This is a genomic window from Streptomyces nigra, assembly GCF_003074055.1.
In the GTDB taxonomy this organism is placed as follows: Bacteria; Actinomycetota; Actinomycetes; order Streptomycetales; family Streptomycetaceae; genus Streptomyces; species Streptomyces nigra.
In genome coordinates this window covers 660,050-685,905 of sequence record NZ_CP029043.1, presented here as the reverse complement: position 1 = coordinate 685,905, position 25,856 = coordinate 660,050, and the positions used below count along the sequence as shown (strand labels likewise).

Genomic DNA, 25,856 nt, shown 5'->3' with positions numbered 1-25,856 from the left:
GAAATCCGTCGGAGAACCGTTATCCGAGGCCCGCCGAGCGATCTCCCAGGTATCGGACACCACCGTCCGGCGTCGACGACAGGGAAGCATTGATGAGTACAGAGCGCACGAGGGAACTGACGGCCCTGGTCACCGCTGCCCGTGACGGCGACCCGCAGGCCCAGGACGCCCTGGTCGGTGCGTACCTCCCGCTGATCTACAACGTCGTGGGGAGGGCTCTGAACGGTTCCGTCGACGTCGACGACGTCGTGCAGGAGACCATGCTGCGCGCCCTCGACGCGCTCGACGGGCTGCGGACGCCCGAGAGCTTCCGCTCCTGGCTCGTGGCGATCGCGATGAACCAGGTGCGCGCCCACTGGCACGCCCGGCAGAACGCCCCCGGCGGGGTCGAGGAGGCACGCGAACTCGCCGACCCGGGCGCCGACTTCGTGGACCTGACGATGGTCCGCCTCCAGCTGTCCGGGCAGCGCCGGGAGACCGCGCGCGCCACGCGCTGGCTGGAGCCCGACGACCGGGGTCTGCTGTCGCTGTGGTGGCTGGAGTGCGCCGGCGAGCTCACCCGCGCCGAGGTCGCGCAGGCGCTGGAACTGTCGCTGCAGCACACGGCGGTACGGGTGCAGCGGATGAAGGCGCAGCTGGAAGCCGCCCGGGTCGTGGTGCGCGCGCTCGACTCCCGCCCCCTGTGCGAGGAACTGCACGGCCTGCTCGGCTCCTGGGACGGCCGGCCCTCGGCACTGTGGCGCAAGCGAATAGCCCGGCATGCCCGGGGTTGTGCCCGTTGCTCCGGACTGTGGAGCGGGCTGATGCCCGCCGAAGGGCTGCTCGCCGGACTGGCGTTGGTCGCCGCGGCCCCCGCGCTGCTGGACCGGATCCGCTCGGCCGCCGACCTGGCCCCGGCCGGCTCGACGTCCGCGCTCGCCGCCGACGGACACGGCGGCCACCCGACCGCGGGCAGCCGGTCCGCCGCCCGCGGTGAGGCCCGCCGGCGTCGCCGCAACCGGCGCCGCGCCGTCGGAGGCGCCGTCGTGGCGGCCTGTGTGGCGGGCGGCGGGCTCTGGTACTTCGAATCCGTGCCCGGCGCGGGCCGGGAGGAACCGGCCGCCGCGCGCGGAGCCGGCGCCGCCGTACCGGACGAACTCGTCGAGCCCAGCCCGGTCAGCACCTCGGCGTCGGCGTCCGCGTCGGCCTCGGCGTCCGCGAAGCCGTCCGCCAAGCCCTCGGAGAAGGCCACGCCCTCCCCGTCCGCGAAGAAGACCGAGAAGGCCACGCCCACCAGCCAGGCACCCACCCGGGCGTCCCGCAAGGCGGCGGGCGCCCCCCAGCAGGAGGCCCCGTCCGGCACCGTCGGCCAGGTGGTCGCCCTGGTGAACAAGGAGCGGGCCGCCGCAGGCTGCGGTCCCCTCGCGGAGGACTCCCTCCTCGACAAGTCGGCGCAGGCGCACTCCGCCGACATGGCCGCCCGGGACTTCTTCGACCACACCAACCCCGACGGCGCCGACCCCGGGCAGCGCATCACCGCGGCCGGCTACCGCTGGTCGACGTACGGGGAGAACATCGCGATGGGGCAGCGGACGCCCGAGGCCGTGATGGAGTCCTGGATGAACAGCCCCGGCCACCGGGCGAACATCCTCAACTGCTCGTTCAAGGACATCGGCATCGGCGTCCACGAGGGCCCGGGCGGCCCCTGGTGGACCCAGAACTTCGGCGCCAAGCTCTGACGAAGCCGCCGGGCGACGAAAGAAGGTCACAGGCTCAGGGCGCCGCCGTTCGTGGTGAGGGGCTGCTCGGTCCAGATCGTCTTGCGGTTGCGGCCGTAGCGTGTGCCCCACCGCTCGGCGAGCTGCGCCACGAGGAACAGGCCGCGTCCGCCCTCGTCGGTGCTGCTGGCCTGGCGCAGATGCGGCGAGGTGCTGCTGGAGTCGGAGACCTCGCAGATCAGGTACCCGTCCCGGATCAGCCGCAGCTGCACGGGACCGCCGGCGTACCGGTAGGCGTTGGTGACCAGTTCGCTGACGATGAGTTCGGTGGTGAAGGCCAGCTCCTCGTCGAGCCCCCACTGGGCCAGCTGGTCCCGCACGAGGGCCCGGGCGTCGCCCGCGGCGGTCGGCTCGGCGGGCAGCTCCCAGGTGGCCACGTGGCCCGTCGGCAGGACGCGCGTACGGCCCAGCAGCAGGGTCACGTCGTCGTCGGGGCGGCCGGGCAGCATGGCGTCCTCCACCGCCTTGCAGGTGTGCTCCAGGGACGGTGTCGTACCGGCCAGCGTGATCCGCAGCAGGGCCAGGCCCTCGTCGATGTCGCGGTCGCCGGCCAGCAGCAGACCGTCGCTGCAGAGGGCGATCAGGCTGCCCTCCGCCAGTTCGCACTCGGCGCTCTCGAACGGCAGCCCGCCGAGGCCGAGGGGCGGCCCGGCGGGCACCTCGACGTCCTGCACCTGCCCCTCCGGGTCGAGCACCGTCGGCGGGGGATGCCCGGCGCGGGCCATGGCGCAGTGCCGGGAGACCGGGTCGTAGATGGCGTACAGGCAGGTGGCGCCCACGAGTTGGGGGGCGTTGGCGTCGGCCTGCCGCTGCTCGGTCGCGAGATGGTCCACCAGGTCGTCGAGCCGGGCCAGCACCTCGTCCGGCGCCAGATCCAGGTGGGCGAGCGTGTGCACGGCGGCCCGAAGCCGCCCCATGGTGGCGGAGGCGTGCATCCCGTGCCCGACCACGTCGCCCACCACCAGGGCGACGCGCAGCCCCGACAGCGGGATCACATCGAACCAGTCGCCGCCCACCCCGGTGGAGGCCCGCGCCGGCAGATAGCGGTGCGCGGTCTCCACGGCCGGGTGCCAGGGCACCTCGCTCGGCAGCAGACTGCGCTGGAGGGCCTCGGCGGCCTGGTGCTGCTGGGTGTAGCGGCGGGCGTTGTCGATGCAGACGGCCGCCCGCGCCGCGAACTCCTCCGCCAGCGTCAGATCGTCGGCCTCGAAGGGCTCCGGGCGCTGCGAACGCCACAGGGACACCACGCCGAGGACGACCCCGCGGGCGGCGAGCGGCACCACGATCAGCGAGTGGACGCCGGCCTCCAGCGCCTGCCGGGCCCGTTCCGGTTCGGCGGCGATCCAGCCCGAGCCCGTCTTCAGCTCGGGCAGCAGCACCGGCCGGTGCTCGGCCAGACAGCGCTGCGGCGCGGTGTCCGGCGGGAAGAAGAACAGATGGCCCTCGGGGTACATCAGCCGTACCCCTTCGGGCCGGACCGCGCGGGCCGCCATCCGGCGCAGCGGACCCAAGCTGTCCGGTTCCGGTTCCTCGCCGCGGGTCACCGGCTCCAGCAGGTCGACCGAGAGGGCGTCCGCGCGCTCCGGTACGGCCGCCTCGGCGAGCTCGCGGGCGGTGCGGCCCACGTCCAGAGTGCTGCCGATCCTGGTGCCGGCCTGGTTGAGCAGGGCCAGCCGCCGGCGCGCCCGGTGCCGGTCGGTGACGTCCTCGACGATCTGGGTGACGCCCAGCACCCGCCCGGACGGGTCCTCCATCCGGAACGCCGACACGGAGATCACGATCTCCTTCTGCGGATCGCCGAGCAGCCGGCACCGCTGCTCGGCGAAGATCAGTGGCCGCCCCGTGGCCAGGACCGTCTGGAGTTTGCCCTCCACCCAGTCCGCGACCGGCCCCAGCAGGAAGTCCCCGGCCCGCCGCCCCCGGTAGGCGTCGGCGGGCAGTCCGCCGAAGCGGGCGATCGCCTGGTTGACCCGCAGCACCCGCAGATCGGGGCCCAGCACCACCACCCCGATGGGGGAGCGGCGGAAGAAGCCGTCCAGTACCGAGCGGTCGATCTCCCACTGGGTGATCTCATGGGCGAGCGAGCCGACCAGCAGCCACTCGTCGCCGCTGTCCAGCCGCTGCACCCGCCGGGCCCGGAAGCCCACGTGCAGCCGGCGCCCCGAGCTGTGCCGCACCGGGAGCAGGCCGAACCAGCCGTGCTCGCGCAGACAGGAGCGGGCGGCCTCGGCGACGACATCCTCGTCCCCGGCGTCGACCAGGAACTCGTGCACGGTCCGGCCCAGCACCTCGTCCGCCCGGTATCCCAGCAGCGTGGTCGCCTGCTCGCTCCAGGCGACCACCCGTCCACGCCGGTCCAGCACCGCCGACGCGGACCGGAGCACCGAGAACGGGTCCTCCGGACTCTCGCTGAGCGACGTAGGGGATGTGTCGTGCATCGCCCACCCATCTCGCGCCGTGCGCCGGGCCACGGGGCCCGGCCACGGGCGCTGCTGCCGTTCCGAATGCCTGGCCTTGCAGCGTTCCCTCTCAGTATCAGCCGTGAGGGCACCCCGTGCTTGATCACGGTGGCCGGGGGCCCTCGGTCGGGTGACGGGGCCGGACACCGGCCGCCCGGTGCCGCCTCACCCGGGCAGCGCCCGGGCCAGCAGCAAGGCCACGTCGTCGTCGGCGGCCCCCGGCACCAGGTCCGCGAGCAGGTCGTCGCAGATCCGCTCCAGCGGCAGGCCCGGGTCGGGCACCGCACGGGCCAGCCGGTGCAGGCCCTGCTCCAGGTCGGTGCCCCGGCTTTCGATCAGCCCGTCGGTGTACGTCAGCAGGAGGCTGCCCGGCTCCAGATTCAGATGCCGCACATGCCAGTCCTGCCGGCCCACGCCGAGCGGAGGACCGGCCGCACCGTCCAGGAAGGCGACTGTGCCCCGCCGGTCGGCGACCAGCGGCGGAGGATGTCCGGCGCTGGCGATCAGACAGTGCCCGGACGCCTGGTCGTGCACGGCGTACAGACAGGTGGCCATCTCGTTCTCCCCGAGGTCGGCCACGACGGCGTCCAGGAACCGCAGCACCTGGTCCGGGGTGGTGCCCCGGCGCGCGAGGGTCCGTACGGCCGTGCGCAGCTGCCCCATGACGGCCGCCGCGTGGATGCCGTGCCCCATCACGTCCCCGATCACCAGCGCGGTCCGCCCGCCCGGCAGGGCGATGGCGTCGAACCAGTCCCCGCCGACCTCGTGCTCGCCCGCCGGCAGATAGCGCCCGGTGAGCTCGAGGCCGCCGACCTCCGGCAGACAGGGGTCCATGAGGCTGCGCTGCAGGGTGAGGGCGGCGTCCCGCTCGTGGCTGTACATACGGGCGTTGTCGATGTTCAGCGCCGCCCGCGCCACCAGCTCGTCGATCAGCAGCGTGTCCTGGTCGTCGAACGGCTCGCGGTCCCTCGTCCGCGTCACCACGACGGCGCCCAGCACCGTCCCCCGGGCCACCAGCGGCACCAGCCGCGCCGACCCGACCCGGGCGTACAGGTACGCGCGCAGCGGTTCGGACTCGGGGCCGGGGATCAGCCGGTCGATGTCGTCCGGGTACAGGTTCATGGGCCGGCCGGCGTCGATGATCCGCTCGTACTCCGAACCCGGGGGGACCTGCACGGTCATCCCGACCTCGAGGTGCCCGGCCGGCGCCCGCGGGTCGACGAAGGACGCCGCCGCGCGCCGGGCCACCCCGTGCGCCGACGCGGCGGTCTCGTCGGGTGCGACCGCCTCCTCCAGCAGCTGGACGTCGGCGGAGTCGGCCAGCCGGGGCACCAGGACCCGGACGACCTCCTCGGCGGTCTGCCGCAGATCCAGCGTCGAGCCCATCTGCGCGCCCGCCTCCGCCAGCAGCGCCAGCCGCCGCCGGGCCCGCTCGGCCTCCAGGTGGGCGCGCTGCTCACGGGTGACGTCGATCAGCGAGGCGATCACCCCGACCCGCCGGCCGGCCCCGCCGAGCAGGGGCGCGTAGGAGCACGACCAGGTGCGCCGCAGCGCCGGGTCGGGGCCGGCGGAGGTGTACCGGTAGTCGACCACGGCCTCGCCCCGGTCCAGGACCCGCCGCATCACCGTCTCCAGTTCGGCCGTGCCGGGCGCGATGTCCGTGACCCGGCGGCCGACGTGGTCGTCCACCGCGACGCCGTCCATCCGTGCCAGCGCCTCGTTGACCCGCAGGAACCGCAGATCGGGTCCGAGCATGGCGAGCCCGACGGGGGACTGCTCGAACAGCCCTTCCAGCGCCGCCAGCGCGTCCCGCATCCCCTCCACCGCGGAGGTGTCCGCGGCGATGGCAAGCACCCCCGTGCGTCCCCGGGCGTCGGGGAGCGGGCAGTGCCACATCTCCATGTCGACGAGGGTGCCGTCGCGATGGCGGACGGGCAGCCGGGCCGCCACCGCGGCGCCGGTCCGCACCGACCCGGCCAGCCGGTCCGCGAGCTGGTGGTTCTCCTCGGGGACCAGCGCCAGCTTGGCGTCGCGCCCCAGCATCTGCTCCGGCGTGTGCCCGAGCAGGTCCTGCGCGGCCAGCGACCACTGCACGAGGCGCCCGTCGCCGTCGGCGACCCACAGGGCGAGCGGAAGCAGCTCCTCGAAGACGCCCGGGTGACCCGCCGAGGCCGTGAGCAGGTCCGTGACGTCACCGATCGCGTCGTGCGTCGGCACACCGTGGTCAATCGCGCCGGCCATAGGGCACCTCGCTCACACCTCCCGCGACGACAGAAGGCTCAGGAACAGCCTAAGGGCTGTCCCGTGATTCCCGGCGGGCGCGCGACGACAGCTACGGCACCTCGCCGCGTTGTCGGGTCGTCCGCATACATCCAGTATGCGGACGGCCCTCCGCCTTGCGATGCACCGCATCCGACGCCGCGCGCCGATCCACCGGGAATCACGGGACAGCCCTTAGGCCGAGTCCGCAAAATCCCGCCTGGCGCCCGACGCCCACGAGCCAGGCCCGTCCGTCGCTCGCGTACGGGCGACGCACGCCCGCCGGCGCCGGGCGGCACGTCAGTGGCCCGGCTCACATAGCGTGGAAACGATCGCCCCGACACCATGGGTGCTCCGTCTCCGGCCGAAGGGATCAAGAATGTTCCGCAAGGTGCTGGTCGCCAACCGCGGGGAGATCGCGATTCGCGCGTTCCGCGCAGGCTACGAGCTGGGCGCGCGCACCGTCGCCGTCTTCCCGTACGAGGACCGCAACTCCCTGCACCGGCTGAAGGCCGACGAGGCGTACGAGATAGGGCAGCCCGGGCACCCCGTCCGCGCCTACCTCTCCGTCGAGGAGATCGTCCGCGCCGCGCGCCGTGCCGGAGCGGACGCCGTCTACCCGGGGTACGGCTTCCTGTCCGAGAACCCGGACCTGGCGCGGGCCTGCGAGGAGGCGGGCATCACGTTCGTCGGCCCCAGCGCGGACATCCTGGAGCTGACCGGCAACAAGGCGCGCGCGGTCGCCGCGGCCCGGGAGGCCGGGGTCCCGGTGCTCGGCTCGTCGGCGCCCTCCACCGACGTCGACGAACTCGTCCGCGCCGCCGACGAGGTCGGGTTCCCCGTCTTCGTCAAGGCCGTCGCGGGCGGTGGCGGGCGCGGTATGCGCCGGGTCGAGGAGCCCGCCCAGTTGCGCGAGGCCATCGAGGCGGCGTCCCGCGAGGCGGCGTCGGCGTTCGGCGACCCCACCGTCTTCCTGGAGAAGGCCGTGGTCGAGCCCCGCCACATCGAGGTGCAGATCCTCGCCGACGGCCAGGGCGACGTCATCCACCTCTTCGAGCGGGACTGCTCCTTGCAGCGCCGCCACCAGAAGGTCATCGAGCTGGCCCCCGCGCCCAACCTCGACCCTGAGCTGCGCGACCGCATCTGCGCCGACGCCGTCCGCTTCGCCCGGCAGATCGGCTACCGCAACGCGGGCACCGTGGAGTTCCTGCTCGACCGCGACGGCAACCACGTCTTCATCGAGATGAACCCGCGCATCCAGGTCGAGCACACCGTGACCGAGGAGGTCACCGACGTCGACCTGGTCCAGTCGCAGCTGCGCATCGCCGCAGGGGAGACCCTCGCCGACCTCGGCCTCGCCCAGGAGACCATCACCCTGCGCGGCGCCGCCCTGCAGTGCCGGATCACCACCGAGGACCCGGCCAACGGCTTCCGCCCGGACACCGGCCGTATCAGCGCCTACCGCTCGCCCGGTGGCTCCGGCATCCGGCTCGACGGCGGAACCACCCACGCCGGTACGGAGATCAGCGCCCACTTCGACTCCATGCTGGTCAAACTGACCTGCCGGGGCCGGGACTTCCCCACCGCGGTGGGCCGCGCCCGGCGCGCCGTCGCCGAGTTCCGCATCCGCGGCGTGGCCACCAACATCCCCTTCCTCCAGGCCGTGTTGGACGACCCGGACTTCCAGGCCGGCCGGGTCACCACGTCGTTCATCGAACAGCGGCCCCACCTGCTGACGGCCCGTCACTCCGCCGACCGCGGCACCAAGCTGCTCACCTATCTCGCCGACGTCACCGTCAACAAGCCGCACGGCGAACGCCCCGACCTGCTCGACCCGCTGACCAAGGTGCCCCCGCTCCCGGCCGGCGACCCGGCGCCGGGCTCCCGGCAGAAGCTGGCCGAACTCGGCCCCGAGGGCTTCGCCGGCTGGCTGCGGTCCTCGCCGACCATCGGCATCACCGACACCACCTTCCGCGACGCCCACCAGTCGCTGCTCGCCACCCGGGTGCGGACCAAGGACATGCTCGCCGTCGCCCCCGTGGTCGCCCGCACCCTCCCGCAGCTCCTCTCCCTGGAGTGCTGGGGCGGCGCCACGTACGACGTGGCGCTGCGCTTCCTCGCCGAGGACCCGTGGGAGCGGCTCGCGGCCCTGCGCGAGGCCGTCCCCAACATCTGCCTCCAGATGCTGCTGCGCGGCCGCAACACCGTCGGCTACACCCCGTACCCCACCGAGGTGACCGACGCGTTCGTGCAGGAGGCCGCGGCCACCGGCATCGACATCTTCCGTATCTTCGACGCCCTCAACGACGTCTCCCAGATGCGCCCGGCCATCGAGGCCGTACGGGAGACCGGCACGGCCGTCGCCGAGGTGGCGCTGTGCTACACCTCCGACCTGTCCGACCCGTCGGAGCGCCTGTACACCCTGGACTACTACCTGCGGCTCGCCGAGCAGATCGTGGAGGCGGGCGCGCACGTCCTCGCCGTCAAGGACATGGCCGGGCTGCTGCGGGCGCCGGCCGCGGCGAAGCTGGTGTCGGCCCTGCGCCGGGAGTTCGAGCTGCCGGTGCACCTGCACACCCACGACACCGCGGGCGGTCAGCTCGCCACCTACCTGGCCGCGATCCAGGCCGGCGCGGACGCGGTCGACGGGGCCGTGGCGTCCATGGCCGGCACCACCTCCCAGCCGTCGCTGTCGGCGATCGTCGCCGCCACCGACCACTCCGAGCGCCCCACCGGTCTCGACCTGCAGGCCGTCGGCGACCTGGAGCCGTACTGGGAGAGCGTCCGCAAGGTCTACGCCCCCTTCGAGGCGGGCCTGGCCTCGCCCACCGGCCGGGTCTACCACCACGAGATCCCCGGCGGGCAGCTCTCCAACCTGCGCACCCAGGCCGTCGCCCTCGGCCTCGGCGACCGCTTCGAGGAGATCGAGGCGATGTACGCCGCCGCGGACCGGATGCTCGGCCGGCTCGTCAAGGTCACCCCGTCCTCGAAGGTGGTCGGCGACCTTGCGCTGCATCTGGTGGGCGCCGGTGTGTCCCCGGACGACTTCGAGGCGTCGCCCGACCGCTTCGACATCCCCGACTCGGTCATCGGCTTCCTGCGCGGCGAGCTGGGCACTCCGCCGGGCGGCTGGCCCGAGCCGTTCCGCACCAAGGCGCTGCAGGGCCGCGCCGAGGCCAAGCCGGTCGCCGAGCTGGGTGCCGACGACCGCGAGGGCCTCGCCAAGGACCGGCGCGCCACCCTGAACCGGCTGCTGTTCCCCGGCCCGACACGCGAGTTCGAGTCACACCGCGACTCCTACGGCGACACCGGCGTCCTGGACAGCAAGGACTTCTTCTACGGGCTGCGTCCGGGCAAGGAGTACGCCGTCGACCTGGAGCGGGGCGTGCGGCTGCTCATCGAGCTGCAGGCGATCGGCGACGCCGACGAGCGCGGCATGCGGACCGTGATGTCGACCCTGAACGGCCAGCTGCGGCCCATCCAGGTCCGGGACCGGGCCGCCGCCTCGGACGTCCCGGTGACCGAGAAGGCCGACCGGTCCAACCCCGGCCATGTCGCGGCGCCGTTCGCCGGCGTGGTCACCCTCACCGTCAGCGAGGGCGACGAGGTGGAGGCCGGCGCCACGGTCGCCACCATCGAGGCCATGAAGATGGAGGCGTCCATCACCGCAGCGAAGTCCGGCCGGGTGGCCCGGCTCGCCATCGGGAAGATCCAGCAGGTGGAGGGCGGCGACCTGCTCGTCGAAATCGCCTGATCCGTACCGCCGTACGACCGAGCGCCCCGCGCGGGGAGTCCCGCGCGGGGCGCCGCCGTCACCGGTCCCGCCAGCCGAACCGGCGGTCGACCACCGCCGCGAACTCCTCCAGCGTGACCACCTCGTCGCCGTTCAGGTCGGCGGCGTCGAACAACGCGGACGAGTCGTTCTCGTCCCCCAGGCCCCAGGGCGGCAGATCCCCCGAGGCCGCCAGCGACGGGCCCTTGGACCGCAGCGCGACGATGACCTCCGCGCGGGTCAGCGTCCCGCTGTCGTCGAGGTCCAGGGCTTCGAACAGCCGCCGTGCCTTGTCGCTCATCGTGCGCGTCCTCCTGTCGCGGGGAGCCGGACGGTGCCTCGTCCGTACGAGGACGTGTTCCCCGCCTTCGAAGACGTGTTCCCCGCCCCGCCGGTTGCTCCCGAGGCGGATGGCTCCCTCCGTCACCCGAATGCCGCCTCAGGAGTGAGCCGGAGGGGCGAGGACCGGTGCGCGGTGTTTCCGTGGTGGAAGGGATCCGCGTGCACCCGCACCCGAGGAGGCAGCATGGCGGACGGACCGGCCGCGAGCACCGCCATGGCGGACGTCTCACCCCACGCCGACTTCGAGCAGGTCGGCGCGGTCGCCGACGCCGTGCTCTACGAGGGCTATCTGCTCTACCCGTACCGCCGGTCGTCCGTGAAGAACCGGGTCCGCTGGCAGTTCGGCGTGCTCTTCCCCCGCGACTGGGTGGAGGCCGACGGGCCCGTCACCCCCACCGTGTCCGGCTCCGCCGACTCCTGGTACCAGCGCACCGAGTGCCTGGTTCGGCCCCGGCGGCCCGACGCCACGGTGCGGGTCCGGCTGCGATACCTCCAGATGCAGCGCAAGCAGGTCCAGGAGCCCGGCCCGGACGGCGGGCACCGGGACGTGCCGTCGCTGCGCACCGCCGACGGGACTGTGCACCTGACCTTCGACGAGGCGGTGCCGCGCGAGGCCGAGATCACCCTGCGCCTCGACGAGCGGGCCCACCAGGGGACCACCGTGCCGGTCGGGGCGCCCGGCGGCACCGACGTCGAACCACTGCCCGGGGCCGCCGGGCGCGTGGTGCGCGTCCGCGAGGAACTGCGCGGCAGTGTCACGGTCGCCGCCGAGCGGCTCGCCCCCGACCTGGTACGGCTCCAGGTGCGCACCATCCACACCGGGCTCGCCCCCGCCCCGCGGACCGCGCGCGACGAGGCCCTGCGCGGAGCGTTCATCGCCACCCACATGCTGATCGGCGGCGACGGCGTCGAGTTCGTCTCGCTGATCGACCCGCCCGCCGCCCTGCACGACGAGGCCCGCGCCTGCCGCAACGAGTTCACGTTCCCGGTCCTGGGTCGTGTCCTGGGGGGTGTCTCGTCCCTCGGCGACGACCCGCCCACCGCCCGCGTGGTGCTGTCCGCACCGATCATCCTCCCCGACCACCCGCAGGTGGCGCCGGAGAGCCCGGGCGATCTGCACGACGCGGCCGAGATCGACGAGATCCTCACCCTGCGCACGATGCTGCTGACGGACGAGGAGAAGCGCGAGGCCCGCGCCACCGACCCCAGGGCCGCCGCGATCCTCGACCGGGTCGACACCATGCCGCCGGAGGTCTTCGCCCGGCTGCACGGCGCCGTCCGCTCCCTGACTCCGTCCCGTCCGGCCGCCCCGTCCGGCGAGCGCCCGGCCTGGTGGCAGGAGGGCGGCGACGACGGACTGTCCCCGGCCTCCGACACGGTGCTCGTCGACGGCGTGCCCCTCGGCGGCGGCAGCCGCGTGCGGCTGCGCCCCCGGAGACGCGGCGCCGACGCGCAGGACATGTTCCTGGCCGGGCGGACCGCCGAGGTGGCCGCCGTCCTCCACGACGTGGACGGCAGCGTCCACCTCGCCGTCACCCTCGACGACGATCCCGCATCCGAACTGCACACCTGGTACGGCCGCTTCCACTACTTCCGGCCCGACGAACTCGAGCCGCTGGAGCCCGCAAGGGAGCCCGCACCGTCCGACACCCCCGCGGCGGAGGCATGACATGACGACGCACAGCAGCACCACCGAGGCCGCCGGCGAACCCGCGCGCGGCGAGGACCGGCAGGGCTTCGACGAGATCACCATCCTGTGGATCTCCGAGGGCATGAGCTGCGACGGCGACACGGTCTCCCTGACCGCCGCCGACCAGCCGTCCATCGAGGACCTGGTGCTCGGCCTGATCCCCGGGCTGCCGAAGGTGAACCTGGTCAACAAGGTGCTCTCGCCGAGCCTGGGCGGCGAGGACTTCCTCGCCCCCTACCGGGCCGCGGCCCGCGGCGACCTGGCGCCGTTCATCCTCGTCATCGAGGGGTCGATCCCCAACCAGAACATCATCAAGGGCGACGGCTACTGGACGTCGTTCGGCAACGACCCGGAGACCGGCGAACCGCAGACCCTGAACTCCTGGATCGACGACCTCGCCCCGCGCGCCTGGGCGGTGGTCGCCGCCGGCACCTGCGCCACCTTCGGGGGCATCCACGCCATGGCGGGCAACCCGACCGGCTCCATGGGCCTGGCCGACTACCTGGGCTGGGACTACCGCTCGCAGGGCGGCCTTCCCGTGGTGAACGTGCCCGGCTGCCCCATCCAGCCGGAGAACTTCATGGAGACCCTGATCTGGGTCCTCTACCACGCGGCCGGGTCGGCGCCCCCGCCGCCGCTGGACCACATGCTGCGCCCGCAGTGGCTGTTCGGGCGGACCGTCCACGAGGGCTGCGACCGCGGCTCGTACTACGAGCAGGCGAACTTCGCGAAGGACTACAACTCGCCCAAGTGCCTGGTGAAGACCGGCTGTTGGGGCCCGGTCGTCAACTGCAACGTGCCGAAGCGGGGCTGGATGGCCGGCATCGGCGGCTGCCCGAACGTGGGCGGCATCTGCATCGGCTGCACGATGCCGGGCTTCCCCGACGCCTTCATGCCGTTCATGGACGAACCGCCCGGCGGCACCCTGTCGTCGCTCGCCATCAAGCCGTACGGCGCCGTCATCCGCCGCCTGCGCGGGGTGACCAACGAACTCGTCAACCACGAGCCGAAGTGGCGGCACAACAAGCGCAAGCTGACCAGCGGCTACGACCCGCACTACCGGCCCTGACACCACGTCACCCCCACCCACCCAGTCACTCACCACCACACCGACAGCGAGGGGCAGCACCGCAGATGACGACCACCGAGGCCCGCGCGGCGGAGCGCAAGCCGCCACAGATCGTGGACATGTCCTGGGACCCGATCACCCGCATCATCGGGAACCTGGGCATCTACACGAAGATCGACTTCGCCAACCGGGAAGTCGTCGAATGCCACAGCACCTCGTCGCTGTTTCGCGGCTACTCGGTGTTCATGAAGGGCAAGGACCCCCGGGACGCCGGCTTCATCACCTCCCGCATCTGCGGCATCTGCGGCGACAACCACACCACCTGCTCCGACTACGCCCAGCAGATGGCCTACGGCGTCAAGCCGCCCATGCTCGCCGAGCACATCGTCAACCTCGGCGAGGCCGCCGAGTACATGTTCGACCACACGATCTTCCAGGACAACCTGGTCTTCGTGGACTTCTGCGAGGCCATGGTCAAGGCCACCAACCCTGGGGTCCTCGCCCGCGCAGAACGCACCGCGGCGCCCCGCGGCGACATCCACGGCTACAAGACCATCGCCGACATCATGCGGGCCTTCAACCCCTTCGAGGGGGAGATCTACAAAGAGGCCCTGAAGGTCAGCCGGGTCACCCGCGAGATGTTCTGCCTGATGGAGGGCCGGCACGTCCACCCCTCCACGCTGTATCCGGGCGGCGTCGGCACGATGCCCCAGCCCACCGCGTTCACCGACTACCTCAGCCGGCTCATGCGGATCATCGACTTCATCAAGAAGGCCGTCGCCCTCAACGACGACGTCTTCGACTTCTTCTACGAGGCGCTGCCCGGCTACGAGGAGGTCGGCCGCCGCCGGGTGCTGCTCGGCTGCTGGGGAGCCTTCCAGGACCCCAAGGTCGTCGACTACCGCTACGAGACGATGAACACCTGGGGCAAGGCCATGTACGTCACCCCCGGTGTCATCGTGGACGGTGAACTGGTCACCAACAACCTCGTCGACATCAACCTCGGCCTGCGCATCATGCTCGGCAGCTCCTTCTACGAGGACTGGGTCAACGAGGACCCCTTCGTCACCCGCGACCCGCTCGGCAACCCCGTCGACATGCGCCACCCCTGGAACCAGACGACCGTCCCGGTCCCGCAGAAACGCGACTTCGACGGCAACTACAGCTGGGTGATGAGCCCCCGCTGGCTCGACCCCCGCACCGGCGACCACCTGGCCCTCGACACCGGCGGCGGCCCGCTGGCGCGGCTGTGGTCCACCGCGCTCAGCGGCATCGTCGACACCCCCTACGTCAAGGCCACCGGCGACAGCGTCCGGATCTCCCTGCCCAAGGGCGAGAGCCTGCCGGAGACCACCCTGGAGTGGCGCATCCCCAAGTGGAGCAACACCATCGAACGGGACCGCGCCCGCCCCTACTTCGTCGCCTACGCGGCCGCCATGTCGCTGCAGTTCCTGGAGGAGGCCATGGGCCTCGTCCGCTCCGGCGACACCAAGGTGTTCGAGAACTACGAGGTGCCCGACGAGGCGATCGGCTGCGGCTTCCACGAGGCGGTCCGCGGCGTCCTCTCCCACCACCTGGTGATCAAGGACAAGAAGATCGCCAACTACCACCCGTACCCGCCCACCCCCTGGAACGCCAGCCCCCGCGACAAGTTCGGCACCCCCGGCCCGTACGAGGACGCCGTGCAGGGACAGCCGATCTTCGAGGAGAACGGCCCCGACGACTTCAAGGGCGTCGACATCATGCGCACCGTCCGCAGCTTCGACCCCTGTCTGCCGTGCGGCGTCCACATGTACGTCGGCAAGGGAAAGACCCTCACCACGATGCACTCACCGACCTATGGGGCCAACCATGGCTGAGGCGGGCCCGGCCCGGCTGGCCGACCCGGACGTCGAGGCCCGGCTCGCCCGGCTCGACGAGCTCCTGGAGGGCCTGGAGTCCACGCCCGGCCCGGTCACCCGCCCCGCCACCGAGGCCGTCGGGCTGCTCACCGAGGTCTACGGAGAGGCGCTGGCCCGCGTCCTGGACCTCGCCGACGGCACCCTCGCCGTACGACTCGCCGACGACGAACTCCTCGGGCATCTGCTGGTGCTGCACGACATCCACCCCGAACCCGCCGAACGCCGGGCCGCCCGCGCCGTCGAACGGCTGCGCCCCGCCGTCCGCGAACGCGGCGGCGACGTCGAGTGGGCCGGCGTGGAGGACGGCGTCGCCCGGGTGCGCCTGACCACGGGCGGCGGCTGCGGCTCCGGCTGCGGCAGCGGCGGCGGGGTCGACGTCACCGACGCCGTACGGGCCGCCGTGCTCGCCGCCGCGCCGGAGCTGACGGGCGTGGAACCGGTGCCGGACCCCGAGGATCGGAGGCCCGCCCCCGCGTTCGTACCGCTGGCCACCCTGACCCACCGGGGCGCGCCGTGACCACCGGCGGCGCCCTGGCCCGGCTCATCCGCTCCACGGCCGCCCGGGCGGCGACAGCGGACGCGGAGGTGTGCGAGCTGTGCGCGGCGCCGGTCGCCGAGGAGCACCCCCATCTGCACGACGCCGAGGAGGAGCGGGTGCGCTGCGTCTGCGGCCCCTGCTCGGTGCTGTTCGACCGGGGCGGTGCGGGCGAGGGCCGGTACCGGCTGGTGCCCCGCCGCAGGGTGAGGCTGCCCGCGGTCGGCACGGACGTCCTCGGCGTGCCCGTCGGGCTCGTCTTCTTCGTGCCCCGCGCCGACGGAACGGTCACCGCCGAGGGACCGAGCCCGGCCGGGGCGATGCGCTGGGAGGTGGACGCGGCGGCCTGGCGGCGCCTGACCGAGACGTGTCCGCCGCTCGCCGGCGTGGAACCCGAGGTGGAGGCCCTGCTGGTGAACACCGTGCACGGCGCCGACCACCACTGGATCGTGCCGGTCGACGACTGCTACCGCATGGTCGCCGTCGTCCGCCGGCACTGGCGCGGTCTGTCCGGCGGCGGCGCGGTCTGGCCGGCCGTCGAACAGTTCTTCGCCGGCCTCACCGAGAGGTCGTGAGCGCGCCCCGGCGCGCGGACGAGGAAGGAGAACACCATGGGCAGCATCCGAGTCGGCAGGCCCCAGGCCAAGCCCGACACACCCCGCCATGTGTCCGGTATGCACCAGGGCAACGTGGGCCGGTACCAGGACCAGACGGGTCATCACCGGGACGGCACCTCCGACGCGCGCCGCTCCACCGGGATCCACTGGAAGCGGCACGACGCCCTGGTGGACGCCATGCCGAACATCTCACCGGGATGAACGACCGACGGGCGCGCAGATGCGGCGCCGGGAGCAAAGGAGCCGGGATGAGCGGAGAGCGCGTACTGAAGGCCGAGGCCGTCCTGCTGGGCGCCCTCGTACTGGCCCTGCTGGTGTGGGAGCTGCCCAGCCTGCGGCGCGAGGCACGGATCTGGCGGATGGCGGGCGGCCTGCGCGCGGGCCGCCGCTACCCGTGAGCCGGCCGTGCACGAACTGTCGATCGCGACCGCGATCATCGAGCGGGCCGGCGAACTGGCCCGGGCCGACGGGACGGACACCGTGTCGGCGGTGACCGTCCGCGTCGGCGAACTGGCCGGAGTCGTCCCCGACGCCCTGGACTTCGCCTTCGAGGTGGCCCGCGACGGCACCGCCCTCGCCTCGGCGCGGCTGGTCGTCGAGCAGGTCCCCGCGCAGGCCTGGTGCGGGGAGTGCGCCGAGGAGTTCGCGGTCGGCATGCCGCCGTTCTTCTGGTGCCCGCGCTGCGACCGGCCCTCCTCGGACCTGCGCAGCGGCCGGGAACTGGAGATCACCGGGATCGAACCGGCCGTCACCTGACCTACGAGGGGCCCCGGTGGTGCGGGAACGCACCACCGGGGCCCCTCGCACGCCGCTCAGCAGATCCGCGGCAGCTGCTCGCCCAGCGGCAGATCCACCACCCGGGTGCCGCCCAGCCCGGTCGCGACGACGACCATCCCGGGATGCTCGGCGACACACTCGCCGATCACCACGGCCTCCGCCCCGTGCGGATGGGCCCGCATCGCCGCGAGGACCTCCTCCGCCGCCGACGGGGGCACGAAGGCGACCAGCCGCCCCTCGTTGGCCACGTACAGCGGGTCGAGCCCCAGGAACCCGCAGGCGTTGGCCACCGCGTCCGGCACCGGAACGGCCCGTTCGCTGAGCCGGACCCCCGTTCCGGAGGCGCGGGCGATCTCGTTGAGGGACGCGGCCAGCCCGCCCCGGGTGGGATCGCGCAGCACATGGACGTCCGGCGCGACGGCCAGCATGGCCGCGACCAGGTCCGCGAGCGGCGCGCTGTCGCTGGTGACCTCGACACCGAACTCGAGGCCCTCCCGGACACTCATGATCGCCACGCCGTGCAGCCCGATCGGCCCGCTGACGATGACGACGTCACCGGGCCGCGCCCGCTGCGGCCGGATGTCCACCCCGGCGGGCACCAGACCCACGCCGGCGGTGGTGACGTACACCCCGTCGCCGTGGCCCGACTCCACCACCTTGGTGTCCCCGGTGGCGATGGTGACCCCGGCCGCCTCCGACGCGGCGCCCATGGCCCGCGCGATCCGTTCCACGACCGCCAGCTCCACGCCCTCCTCCAGGACGAACGCGGCGGACAGGAAGGCCGGGCGGGCCCCGCTCATCGCCAGGTCGTTGACGGTCCCGTTGACCGCGAGGTCACCGAGGCAGCCACCGGGGAAGAACAGCGGCCTGACCACGTACGAGTCGGTGGAGAACGCGAGCCGGGCGCCCCCGAGTTCGAGGACGGCGGAGTCGGTGAGCGCGGCCAGCGTGCTGTTGCCGTACGCGGGGGTGAAGACGTGCTCCATCAGCTCCGCCGACAGCGCGCCGCCGCCCCCGTGCCCCATCACGACGACGGGCTGGTCGCGCAGGGGAGCGGGACAGGTCCAGGCGGCCGGATCGACCACATCCGTCAGAGGCTCAGGCAACGGGGTTCATCTCCTCGGCCGCGGGCCGGGCGCCCTGCGTCGCGGGCGCGTTCATCCGGCGGTACAGGTAGTAGGCGGCACAGGCTCCCTCGCTGGAGACCATCGTGGCGCCCAGCGGTGTGCGCGGGGTGCACGTCGTGCCGAACGCGGCGCACTCGGTCGGCTTGATCAGGCCCTGCAGCACCTCGCCGCTGCGGCACTCCGCCGGCTCCTCGGTGCGGATGCCGGCCACGTCGAAGCGGTGCTCGGCGTCGTACGCCCGGAAGGCCTCGCTCAGCCGCCAGCCGCTGGCCGGAATGGGCCCGATGCCCCGCCAGTTGCGGTCGGTGACCTCGAAGACCTCCTCGATCATCCGTACGGCCGCCGGGTTGCCGTCGTCACGGACCGCGCGCGGGTAGGCGTTCTCCACCCGGTGCTCGCCCAGCTCCAACTGCCGCACCGTGCGCCGGATGCCCTCAAGGATGTCGAGCGGCTCGAACCCGGTGACCACGATCGGCACCCCGAACCGGTCGGCCAGTCCCGGGTACTCGGCGGTCCCCATCACGCTGCACACGTGCCCGGCGGCGAGGAAGCCCTGCACCCGGCAGGCCGGCGCGGTCATGATGGCCTCGATCGCCGGGGGCACCCGGACGTGCGAGACGAGCAGGCTGAAGTTGCCCAGCCCCTCGCGGCGGGCCCGATGCACGGCCATGGCGTTCGCGGGGGCCGTGGTCTCGAATCCGATGGCGAAGAACACCACCTGCCGGTCCGGGTTGCGGCGAGCCAGCTCCAGCGCGTCGAGCGGCGAGTACACCACCCGTACATCGCCGCCCTCGCCCTTCACCCGGAAGAGGTCGCGGTCGGTGCCGGGCACCCGCAGCATGTCCCCGAACGAGCAGAAGATCACCTCGGGGCGGGCGGCGATCTCCAGCGCCTTGTCGATGACGTCCAGCGGGGTGACGCACACCGGACAGCCGGGCCCGTGAATCAACTCCACCTGCTCGGGCAGCAGTTGGTCGATGCCGTGCCGGATGATCGAGTGGGTCTGCCCGCCGCACACCTCCATCAGCGCCCAGGGGCGGGTGGCGGTCGTGCGGATCTCGTCCAGCAGCCGGCGGGCCAGCTCCGGGTCGTTGAACTCGTCGATGTACTTCACCGTGCCTCACTCCCGCTCTCCGGTGCCCCTGCGGGCGCGGGTTCGCCCGCCTCCCGGGCCGCCTGCTGCCAGGCGTCCCCGAACTCCTCCTCCAGCAGCCCCAGTTCCTCGAACAGCTGCAGCGAGGCCAGGGCGGACTCCTCGTCGAGGCGCTGCAGCGCGAAACCGACGTGCACGATCACGTACTCACCCACCCGCACGTCGGGCACGTACTCCAGGCACGCCTGTTTGCGCACCCCGCCGAAGTCGATGAGGCCGGTGAGCGGGTCGGAGCCGTCCTCGACGGCCACCACCTTGCCGGGCACTGCCAGACACATGCGTCACTCCTTCGTTCGTCGGTGCGCCGCGACCATCAGCTGGCCGAGGGCCAACCCGCCGTCGTTCGGCGGGACCTCGCCGTGCCGCAGCACCGTGAAGCCGTCCGCGGCAAGCAGCCGCGCACACTCCTCCTCCAGCAGCGCGTTGGCGAACACCCCGCCGCTCAGGGCGACCGTGCGCGGGCCGGCGTCCTCGCGGACGTGCCGGCACTGCTCGGCCACGGCCCGCGCGACACCGCGGTGGAAGCGGGCGGCGAGCACGGGGACGGGCGTGCCCGCCCGCAGACCGGCGACGAGCGCGCGCAGCACGGGCGCGGGGTCGCACAGGCCGCCGGCCACCCCGAAGGCGTACGCCTCGTCGTCGGCGTCCCAGGCCGTGGTCGCCGACGCCTCCAGTTCCAGTGCCGCCTGCGCCTCGTACTCGGCGCGATGGCAGATCCCCACCAGGGACGACACCGCGTCGAACAGCCGGCCCATGCTGGAGGTCGCCGCACACGCCACGTCCCGCGTCAACTGACGCTCCAGCAGCGCGAGTTCGTCGGCTTCGCAGGCGGCGACACACGGCAGGTCCGGCTCCCAGCGCACGCCCGCCGCCCACAGCCGCGCCAGCGCCAGCCGGCAGGGGTTGGCCACCCCGGCGTCCCCGCCGGGCAGCGGCGCCGGGGTGAGATGGGCGAGACGCCGGTAGCCGCCGTACCCGGCGAGCAGGAACTCGCCGCCCCACACGGTGCCGTCGTCGCCGTACCCCGTGCCGTCGAACGCGACCCCGATCACCGGCTCGGTGCCGTCCAGCCCGTGCTCGGCCATGGCGGAGGCGATGTGGGCGTGGTGGTGCTGCACGAACACCGGGGACCGTAGCCCCATGTGGGCGGCCTGCAGCCGGGCCCACCGCGCCGAGTGATACCCGGGATGCCGGTCCGCTGCGACCACCTCGGGGGCCACGCCGGTCAGATGCCGCATGTGCGCGTCGGCCCGGCCGGCCGCCTCCAGGGTGGCGAGCTCGCCCATGTCGCCGATGTGCGGCCCGAACCACGCCAGATCGCCCTCGCCGACGCACAGCGCGTTCTTCAGGTCACCGCCCACCGCGAGGGAGGGCCGCACCGGCACGGGCAGCCGCAGCGGGCGCGGGACGTATCCGCGGGAGCGGCGCAGCACCTGCTCGGTGCCGTCGCTGCGCACCCGCAGCAGCGAGTCGTCGCACGGCGAGGCGATGGGGCGGTCGTGCGCGAGCCAGGCGTCCGCGAGGCCCGCCAGCCGGGTCAGGGCCTCCTCGTCGTCCGTGACGATCGGCTCCCCGGACCGGTTGCCGCTGGTCATCACCAGAACCCGGGGCCCCGGCGGGTCGCCGGGCAGACCGAACAGCAGGGTGTGCAGCGGGGTGTACGGCAGCATCACCCCGAGGTGCGGGCTGCCGGGGCAGACGCCGGGCGCGAGCGGTTCGTCCGCCCCGCGCCGGCGCATCAGCACGATCGGCCGGCGCGGGCCGGTCACGGCGGCCAGCTCGGCCGCCGAGGGCAGCGCCACCCGGCGTACGGCGTCGGTGTCGGCGCACATCACGGCGAACGGTTTGCCGCCGCGCTCCTTGCGGGCCCGCAGCGTGTCCACGGCCCGGGCGTCGGTCGCGTCGCACGCCAGGTGGTAGCCGCCGAGGCCCTTCACGGCGACGATCCGCCCGCCCGCCAGCAGCGCCCGGGCCAGCGTCAGCGCGTCCCCGTCGCGGGCGGCCCGCACCCCGCTGCCGGGGGCCGGTTCCAGACGCAGCAGGGGTCCGCAGTCCGGGCAGGCCACCGGCTGGGCGTGGAAGCGGCGGTCGCCGGGATCGCCGTACTCCCGGGCGCACGCCGAGCACATGGGGAAGCCGTCCATGGTGGTGACGGCCCGGTCGTAGGGCAGGCCCGTGGCGATGGTGAAGCGGGGGCCGCAGTGGGTGCAGGTGATGAAGGGGTGCCGGTGACGGCGGTCCTCCGGATCGGCCAGCTCACGCAGACAGGCGTCGCAGGTCGCCGTGTCGGGTGGGAGGAGCGTGCGGCCGGGGGAGCGGTCCGTCGAGCGGATGGTGAAGGTGTCGTCGGCGCCGGTGACCGGCAGGTCCTCGACCTCGACGCCGGTGACCGCCGCCAGCGGGGGCGGCTCGGCCGCCAGCCGGTCGCACAACCGCTCGACACCGTCCGGCAGGCCCTCCACCTCGATGAGCACGCCGTTCGCCGTGTTGCTGACGAAGCCGGCCAGCGCGAGATCGGTGGCCAGACGGTGCACGAACGGCCGGAACCCCACCCCCTGCACGGTGCCGCGCACGACGACACGGCGCCGCACCGACCCGTTGCCGACGGGCGCCGTCACGCGACCGGGCCCGCCGCGTGGGCGTGGCTGTGCGGCCGTGGCGCGAGGGGAGGAGAGTGCACCGGGGCGCCGTCCCGTACGGCGAGCACCCGCTCCAGCAGGGCGTCGACGCCGTCCCCGGTGCGGGCGCAGGACCGCAGCACCTCGACCCCGGGGTTGACCCGGCGCACATGCTCCTCGAAGGCGACCGCGTCGAAGCCGGCCGGCTCCGCCAGGTCGGACTTCGTCAGCACCACCAGATGCGCCGAACCGAACGCGGTGGGGTACTTCAGCGGCTTGTCCTCGCCCTCGGTCACCGCCATCAGCACGATCCGCAGGCTCTCCCCGAGGTCGTAGGAAGCCGGGCAGACCAGGTTGCCGACGTTCTCCACGAACAGCAGCGAGGTGCCCTCGGGCAGCCAGGACTCGACGTGCCCGCGCAACTGGCGGGCCTCCAGATGGCACAGCCCGTCGGTGAGGAGCTGCTTCACGGGGGCGCCGGAGCGGGCGAGGCGCCGGGCGTCGTTCTCGGTGGCCAGGTCGGCGGTGAGCGCGGCCACCGGGAGGCCCCGCTCCACCGCCCGGGCGAGGACGCGGCCCAGCAGCTCGGTCTTGCCGCTGCCCGGACTGGACAGCAGGTTGACCACGCTCACCCCGCGCCCGGCCAGCTCCTCGCGCAGGTGCGCGGCCAGACCGTCGTTCCTCGCCAGGACGGCCCGGCCGACCTCGTCCACGGACTCACACATCGGCGCTGCTCCTCGCGGTCGGTGGGAGAGGGACCGGGGTGCCGGTCCGCTACCGATCCTCCGCGTCCCCGGCCGCCGTCGGCCGGACCCCGGCCGGGGACAGGGCGGGGGATTCGTCCGGGCGGCGCAACGCGGGCGTCGCCCCGGGGTCGGCGAGCAGTGCCGGGACCAGGTGATGCAGGGCCTCCACCGCGTGCCGTACCGCCGCCCGGACCGTCGCGCTCATGCCGGGCGTGATGTCCTCGTCGCCGCGCGGGACCCGTTCGGGCTCGCAGGCGAGGACGAGGACCCGGGGGAGCGGTTCCTCGCCCAGGTGGGCGGCGAGCGCCAGGACCTTCGCCGGGTCCATGCCGTGCGCCTCGGGCGGCGGCCCGCCGTGCGTGCCGTCGGAGAGGTCCGGCTCGATGAGCGACAGGGTGCCCGGGGTGTGGCCCCGGACCGCCGCGTCGACCAGGACGGCGGTGTCGTAGCCGTCCAGCAGGGTGTAGGCGAGGTCGAGCCCGCGGATGCCGAAGTCCCGGACCGTCGCCCCGGACGGCAGGGGCCTCTCGTCCAGGGCGCGGATCACCTCCGGGCCGAAGGCGTCGTCCGCGAGGAAGATGTTGCCGACCCCCGCCACCAGCACCCGTGCGCTCATCGGGCGCCCGCCGGCTGCTTGCGCACGAACGCCGACCGCAGGGCGTGGTACGGGGCGCGCGGGTCGAAGAAGATCGCCCGCATCCGGGCCATTTCGTCCCGGCGGTACTCGGCGAGCGGCTGCCGCTTCTCGTCCGCCTGCCGGGCCGCCGCCTTGGCCTCGATCCGCCGCTCCAGGTCGCGGTCACCGGCGAGCGCTGCGGCCAGCCGGTCCACCTCGGCGCCGAACTCCTGCGGGGGCGCCGCCACCAGACGGTCCACCAGGCCGATCCGCGCGGCGGTCGCGGCGCTCACCGGGAAGGCCTCGGTGGTCAGCCGGTGCGCCGTCTCGACGCCGACCCGGCGCGGCAGCGAGTACGTCCAGAACTCCGAGCCGTACAGGCCCATCCGCCGGTAGTGCGGGTTGAGGACGGCGCCGGAGCGGCACCACACCTCGTCGGCGGCGAGGGCGAGCATGACCCCGCCGGCCGCCGCGTTGCCGCCCAGGGCCGCCACCACCAGCCGGTCGGTGGTGCGCAGCACCGCCTCGACCAGGTCGTCCATGGCGTTGAGGTTCGACCAGGACTCGCCCGCGCTGTCCGGTGCCGCCTCGATGACGTTCAGATGGATGCCGTTGGAGAAGAAGTCACGGGCGCCGCCGAGCACCAGCAGCCGGGTCGGCCGGGTGAGGGCGTACCGGTAGGCGGCGTGCAGCCGGCGGCAGTGCTCGGTGCTCATCGCGCCGCCCGGGAACGAGAAGCGCAGGAAGCCGACATCGCCGCGCTGCCGGTAGCGGATGTCGGTGAAGGTGGTGCGGTCGGCGGGCAGTTCGAGGGGCGCGGCCATCTCCGGGAGCCGCGGCTCGGCGGGCCGCTGGAAGGAGTCCAGCACCGAGGCGGCGGGGCGGCGGAACGGCGCCGGGTCGCCGGACGCCTTGCGGGGGCGCAGTTCGGGGATCCAGACCGCGCCGTCCACGGTGGCCCGGCAGATCGCCCCGGCGCGGGTCGCCAGCAGCTCGCCGGGGCGTCCGCGCAGCCGGTCCTCGGGGTGCCCGCCGTGCAGGAACAGCTCGCGGCCGAGGAGTTCGTCGAGGACTCCGGGCTGGGAGTCGGCGCCGCGCAGCTTGCGCACCACGGTCCGGGTGTCGTCCCGGTCCCAGTCGATCCGGCGCTGCTCCTGACGGAAGGCGTCGCGCCACAGCACCCGGATCGAGGGGTCGGTCTGGGGCTTCGGCTTGAACGATCCTTCGGCGTAGCGGCGCACGGCCTGCAGGACGGCGGCGGAGGCGGCGTCGGACATCTCGCCCCGGTACAGGTCGCTCTTGCCGACCTCGGGCACGGGGAACGTCTCGGCGGCCCATACGGCGCCCGCGTCCATGGCCGCCTCGGCCTGCAGGACGGTCACGCCCCAGTGGGTGGCCCCGTCGGCGATGGCCCAGTCCAGGGCGGACGGGCCGCGGTCCCCCGGCGGGCCGGGGTGTACGACGAGACAGGTGTGCTCCCGCCACACGTCCTCCGGCAGGGCCGTCTTCAGCATGGGGGCGATGATCAGTTCCGGGCGGGTCGCGCGGACCGCGGTCCGGACCGCCTCGTCGCCCCGCGAGGCGAGGACGACGTCCACCCGGTGCCCTTGGTCGGACAGTTCCGCGTACACGCGCTGGGACAGGCTGTTGAACGCGCTGGCGACGAGCAAGATCTCCATGACCGGGCATGTTCGTCCCTTTGTCCAGGGGCGAGAAGGACCACGGCGGCGTTTCGCCGCCCCCTGGCCGGTCTCTTGCTCCATACGGCTCGCTTTCGTCACCGTGCCCCGCCCGGGAGAGGGGTCCCGCGCGGGGCCGGCGGTCACGCGGTCAGGCGCAGAGCACCCGGGTCTCCGGTGTGAAGACCGGGCCTCCGCTGGTGCTGGTCGCGTCGCTGAACTCGGCGTAGAAGTACGAGTAGAAGCCGATGTTGCCGTTGCAGCCGGAGTCGGCGGCGATCTGGAGCGTCAGCGTGACGGTGCGGCTCTGGCCTGGCGGGACGGTCGCCCCGTAGTTCGTGCCCAGGTTGGCGGGCCCGGTGCCGGCGCACGGCGTGCTGCCCGCGGCCGTGGCGAGGGTGCAGCCGGTGAAGCTGTACTTCAGGTCGGGGCGCTGGGTGGTGAGCCAGGTCGGCTCGATCGTCTGGTGGACGAACAGGACGTCGTACGTCTTGTTGTTGGTGAGCGTCATCGAGAGCTGCACCGTGCCGCCGGGCGTGGTCGTCGCGGCGTCGGTGGCGAAGGTCAGGGCCGCCGGTGCGGGGTCCGCCGCGCTCGCGCTCGGGGCGAGCCCGAACACGGCCAGCAGGAGGGCGAGGACGGTGGTGAGACCCAGGCGTCTCATACGTGGTGATCGCATGGCCCGGGAGGCTAGGCAGGCGTCACGCGCACCGTCTGCCCCACGCCGGGCACCCCGGCT

21 protein-coding genes are annotated in these 25,856 nt (G+C 73.5%); 10 read left to right on the top strand and 11 right to left on the bottom strand.

The window, feature by feature from the left end; genetic code table 11:
- Positions 1–92: 92 nt before the first annotated feature.
- A complete protein-coding gene (locus tag DC008_RS03185; protein WP_108705612.1) occupies positions 93–1,718 on the top strand; it encodes a sigma-70 family RNA polymerase sigma factor in 1,626 nt (541 codons plus the stop codon).
- Positions 1,719–1,744: 26 nt separating this feature from the next.
- Here DC008_RS03185 and DC008_RS03180 read toward each other — a convergent pair whose 3' ends face one another.
- Positions 1,745–4,195: a SpoIIE family protein phosphatase gene (locus DC008_RS03180; RefSeq protein ID WP_108705611.1), complete on the bottom strand. Its 2,451-nt coding sequence runs from the start codon at positions 4,193–4,195 to the stop codon at positions 1,745–1,747.
- 186 nt (positions 4,196–4,381) lie between these two features.
- Positions 4,382–6,457, bottom strand: coding sequence for a SpoIIE family protein phosphatase (locus DC008_RS03175; protein WP_108705610.1), 2,076 nt, complete (start codon positions 6,455–6,457; stop codon positions 4,382–4,384).
- A gap of 397 nt (positions 6,458–6,854) precedes the next feature.
- Here DC008_RS03175 and DC008_RS03170 point away from each other — a divergent pair, with 397 nt between their 5' ends.
- Positions 6,855–10,229, top strand: a complete 3,375-nt coding sequence (locus DC008_RS03170; RefSeq protein WP_108705609.1) for a pyruvate carboxylase — start codon at positions 6,855–6,857, stop codon at positions 10,227–10,229.
- 58 nt (positions 10,230–10,287) lie between these two features.
- On the opposite strand, the gene DC008_RS03165 is transcribed toward DC008_RS03170, so the two are convergent.
- Positions 10,288–10,548, bottom strand: coding sequence for an EF-hand domain-containing protein (locus DC008_RS03165; RefSeq protein WP_108705608.1), 261 nt, complete (start codon positions 10,546–10,548; stop codon positions 10,288–10,290).
- 225 nt (positions 10,549–10,773) lie between these two features.
- Here DC008_RS03165 and DC008_RS03160 point away from each other — a divergent pair, with 225 nt between their 5' ends.
- From DC008_RS03160 to hypA, 8 genes are all read left to right on the top strand, one after another.
- Entirely contained in the window at positions 10,774–12,258 is a 1,485-nt protein-coding gene (locus DC008_RS03160; protein WP_244221327.1) for a hypothetical protein, read from the top strand.
- 1 nt (position 12,259) lies between these two features.
- Positions 12,260–13,348, top strand: coding sequence for an NADH-quinone oxidoreductase subunit B family protein (locus tag DC008_RS03155; RefSeq protein ID WP_108705607.1), 1,089 nt, complete (start codon positions 12,260–12,262; stop codon positions 13,346–13,348).
- Positions 13,349–13,413: 65 nt separating this feature from the next.
- Positions 13,414–15,207: a nickel-dependent hydrogenase large subunit gene (locus tag DC008_RS03150; protein WP_108705606.1), complete on the top strand. Its 1,794-nt coding sequence runs from the start codon at positions 13,414–13,416 to the stop codon at positions 15,205–15,207.
- Positions 15,200–15,766: a NifU family protein gene (locus DC008_RS03145; RefSeq protein ID WP_108705605.1), complete on the top strand. Its 567-nt coding sequence runs from the start codon at positions 15,200–15,202 to the stop codon at positions 15,764–15,766. Before DC008_RS03150 ends, DC008_RS03145 begins: the two co-directional genes overlap by 8 nt.
- Positions 15,763–16,359 carry a DUF5947 family protein gene (locus tag DC008_RS03140; RefSeq protein ID WP_108705604.1) on the top strand — a complete coding sequence of 199 codons (597 nt, stop codon included), beginning with the start codon at positions 15,763–15,765 and terminating at the stop codon, positions 16,357–16,359. The genes DC008_RS03145 and DC008_RS03140 overlap by 4 nt, the downstream gene beginning before the upstream one ends.
- 36 nt (positions 16,360–16,395) lie before the next feature.
- Positions 16,396–16,602 (top strand): hypothetical protein, encoded by a 207-nt coding sequence (locus tag DC008_RS03135; RefSeq protein WP_108705603.1) that lies wholly within the window; start codon positions 16,396–16,398, stop codon positions 16,600–16,602.
- Positions 16,603–16,649: 47 nt separating this feature from the next.
- Positions 16,650–16,799: a hypothetical protein gene (locus tag DC008_RS35360; RefSeq protein ID WP_164492255.1), complete on the top strand. Its 150-nt coding sequence runs from the start codon at positions 16,650–16,652 to the stop codon at positions 16,797–16,799.
- 7 nt (positions 16,800–16,806) lie between these two features.
- Positions 16,807–17,157 (top strand): hydrogenase maturation nickel metallochaperone HypA, encoded by a 351-nt coding sequence (gene hypA, locus DC008_RS03130; RefSeq protein WP_055619630.1) that lies wholly within the window; start codon positions 16,807–16,809, stop codon positions 17,155–17,157.
- A 56-nt stretch (positions 17,158–17,213) separates the two neighbouring features.
- On the opposite strand, the gene hypE is transcribed toward hypA, so the two are convergent.
- The 8 genes from hypE to DC008_RS03090 form a co-directional block, all read right to left on the bottom strand.
- Positions 17,214–18,284 carry a hydrogenase expression/formation protein HypE gene (gene hypE, locus DC008_RS03125; protein WP_108705602.1) on the bottom strand — a complete coding sequence of 357 codons (1,071 nt, stop codon included), beginning with the start codon at positions 18,282–18,284 and terminating at the stop codon, positions 17,214–17,216.
- Entirely contained in the window at positions 18,277–19,419 is a 1,143-nt protein-coding gene (gene hypD / locus DC008_RS03120; RefSeq protein WP_108705601.1) for a hydrogenase formation protein HypD, read from the bottom strand. The genes hypE and hypD overlap by 8 nt, the downstream gene beginning before the upstream one ends.
- Entirely contained in the window at positions 19,416–19,736 is a 321-nt protein-coding gene (locus DC008_RS03115; RefSeq protein WP_108705600.1) for a HypC/HybG/HupF family hydrogenase formation chaperone, read from the bottom strand. The genes hypD and DC008_RS03115 overlap by 4 nt, the downstream gene beginning before the upstream one ends.
- A gap of 3 nt (positions 19,737–19,739) precedes the next feature.
- Positions 19,740–22,076: a carbamoyltransferase HypF gene (gene hypF, locus DC008_RS03110; RefSeq protein ID WP_108705599.1), complete on the bottom strand. Its 2,337-nt coding sequence runs from the start codon at positions 22,074–22,076 to the stop codon at positions 19,740–19,742.
- Positions 22,073–22,801: a hydrogenase nickel incorporation protein HypB gene (gene hypB / locus DC008_RS03105; RefSeq protein ID WP_108705598.1), complete on the bottom strand. Its 729-nt coding sequence runs from the start codon at positions 22,799–22,801 to the stop codon at positions 22,073–22,075. Before hypB ends, hypF begins: the two co-directional genes overlap by 4 nt.
- A 49-nt stretch (positions 22,802–22,850) precedes the next feature.
- Positions 22,851–23,438, bottom strand: coding sequence for a hydrogenase maturation protease (locus tag DC008_RS03100; RefSeq protein ID WP_108705597.1), 588 nt, complete (start codon positions 23,436–23,438; stop codon positions 22,851–22,853).
- The gene (locus DC008_RS03095) at positions 23,435–25,117 is read right to left on the bottom strand and encodes a hydrogenase maturation protein (protein ID WP_108705596.1); all 1,683 of its coding nucleotides are present in this window, start codon (positions 25,115–25,117) and stop codon (positions 23,435–23,437) included. The genes DC008_RS03100 and DC008_RS03095 overlap by 4 nt, the downstream gene beginning before the upstream one ends.
- A 151-nt stretch (positions 25,118–25,268) precedes the next feature.
- On the bottom strand, positions 25,269–25,781 hold the full coding sequence (locus DC008_RS03090) for a hypothetical protein (RefSeq protein WP_235071705.1): 513 nt from the start codon (positions 25,779–25,781) through the stop codon (positions 25,269–25,271).
- Between the last annotated feature and the right edge of the window lie 75 nt (positions 25,782–25,856).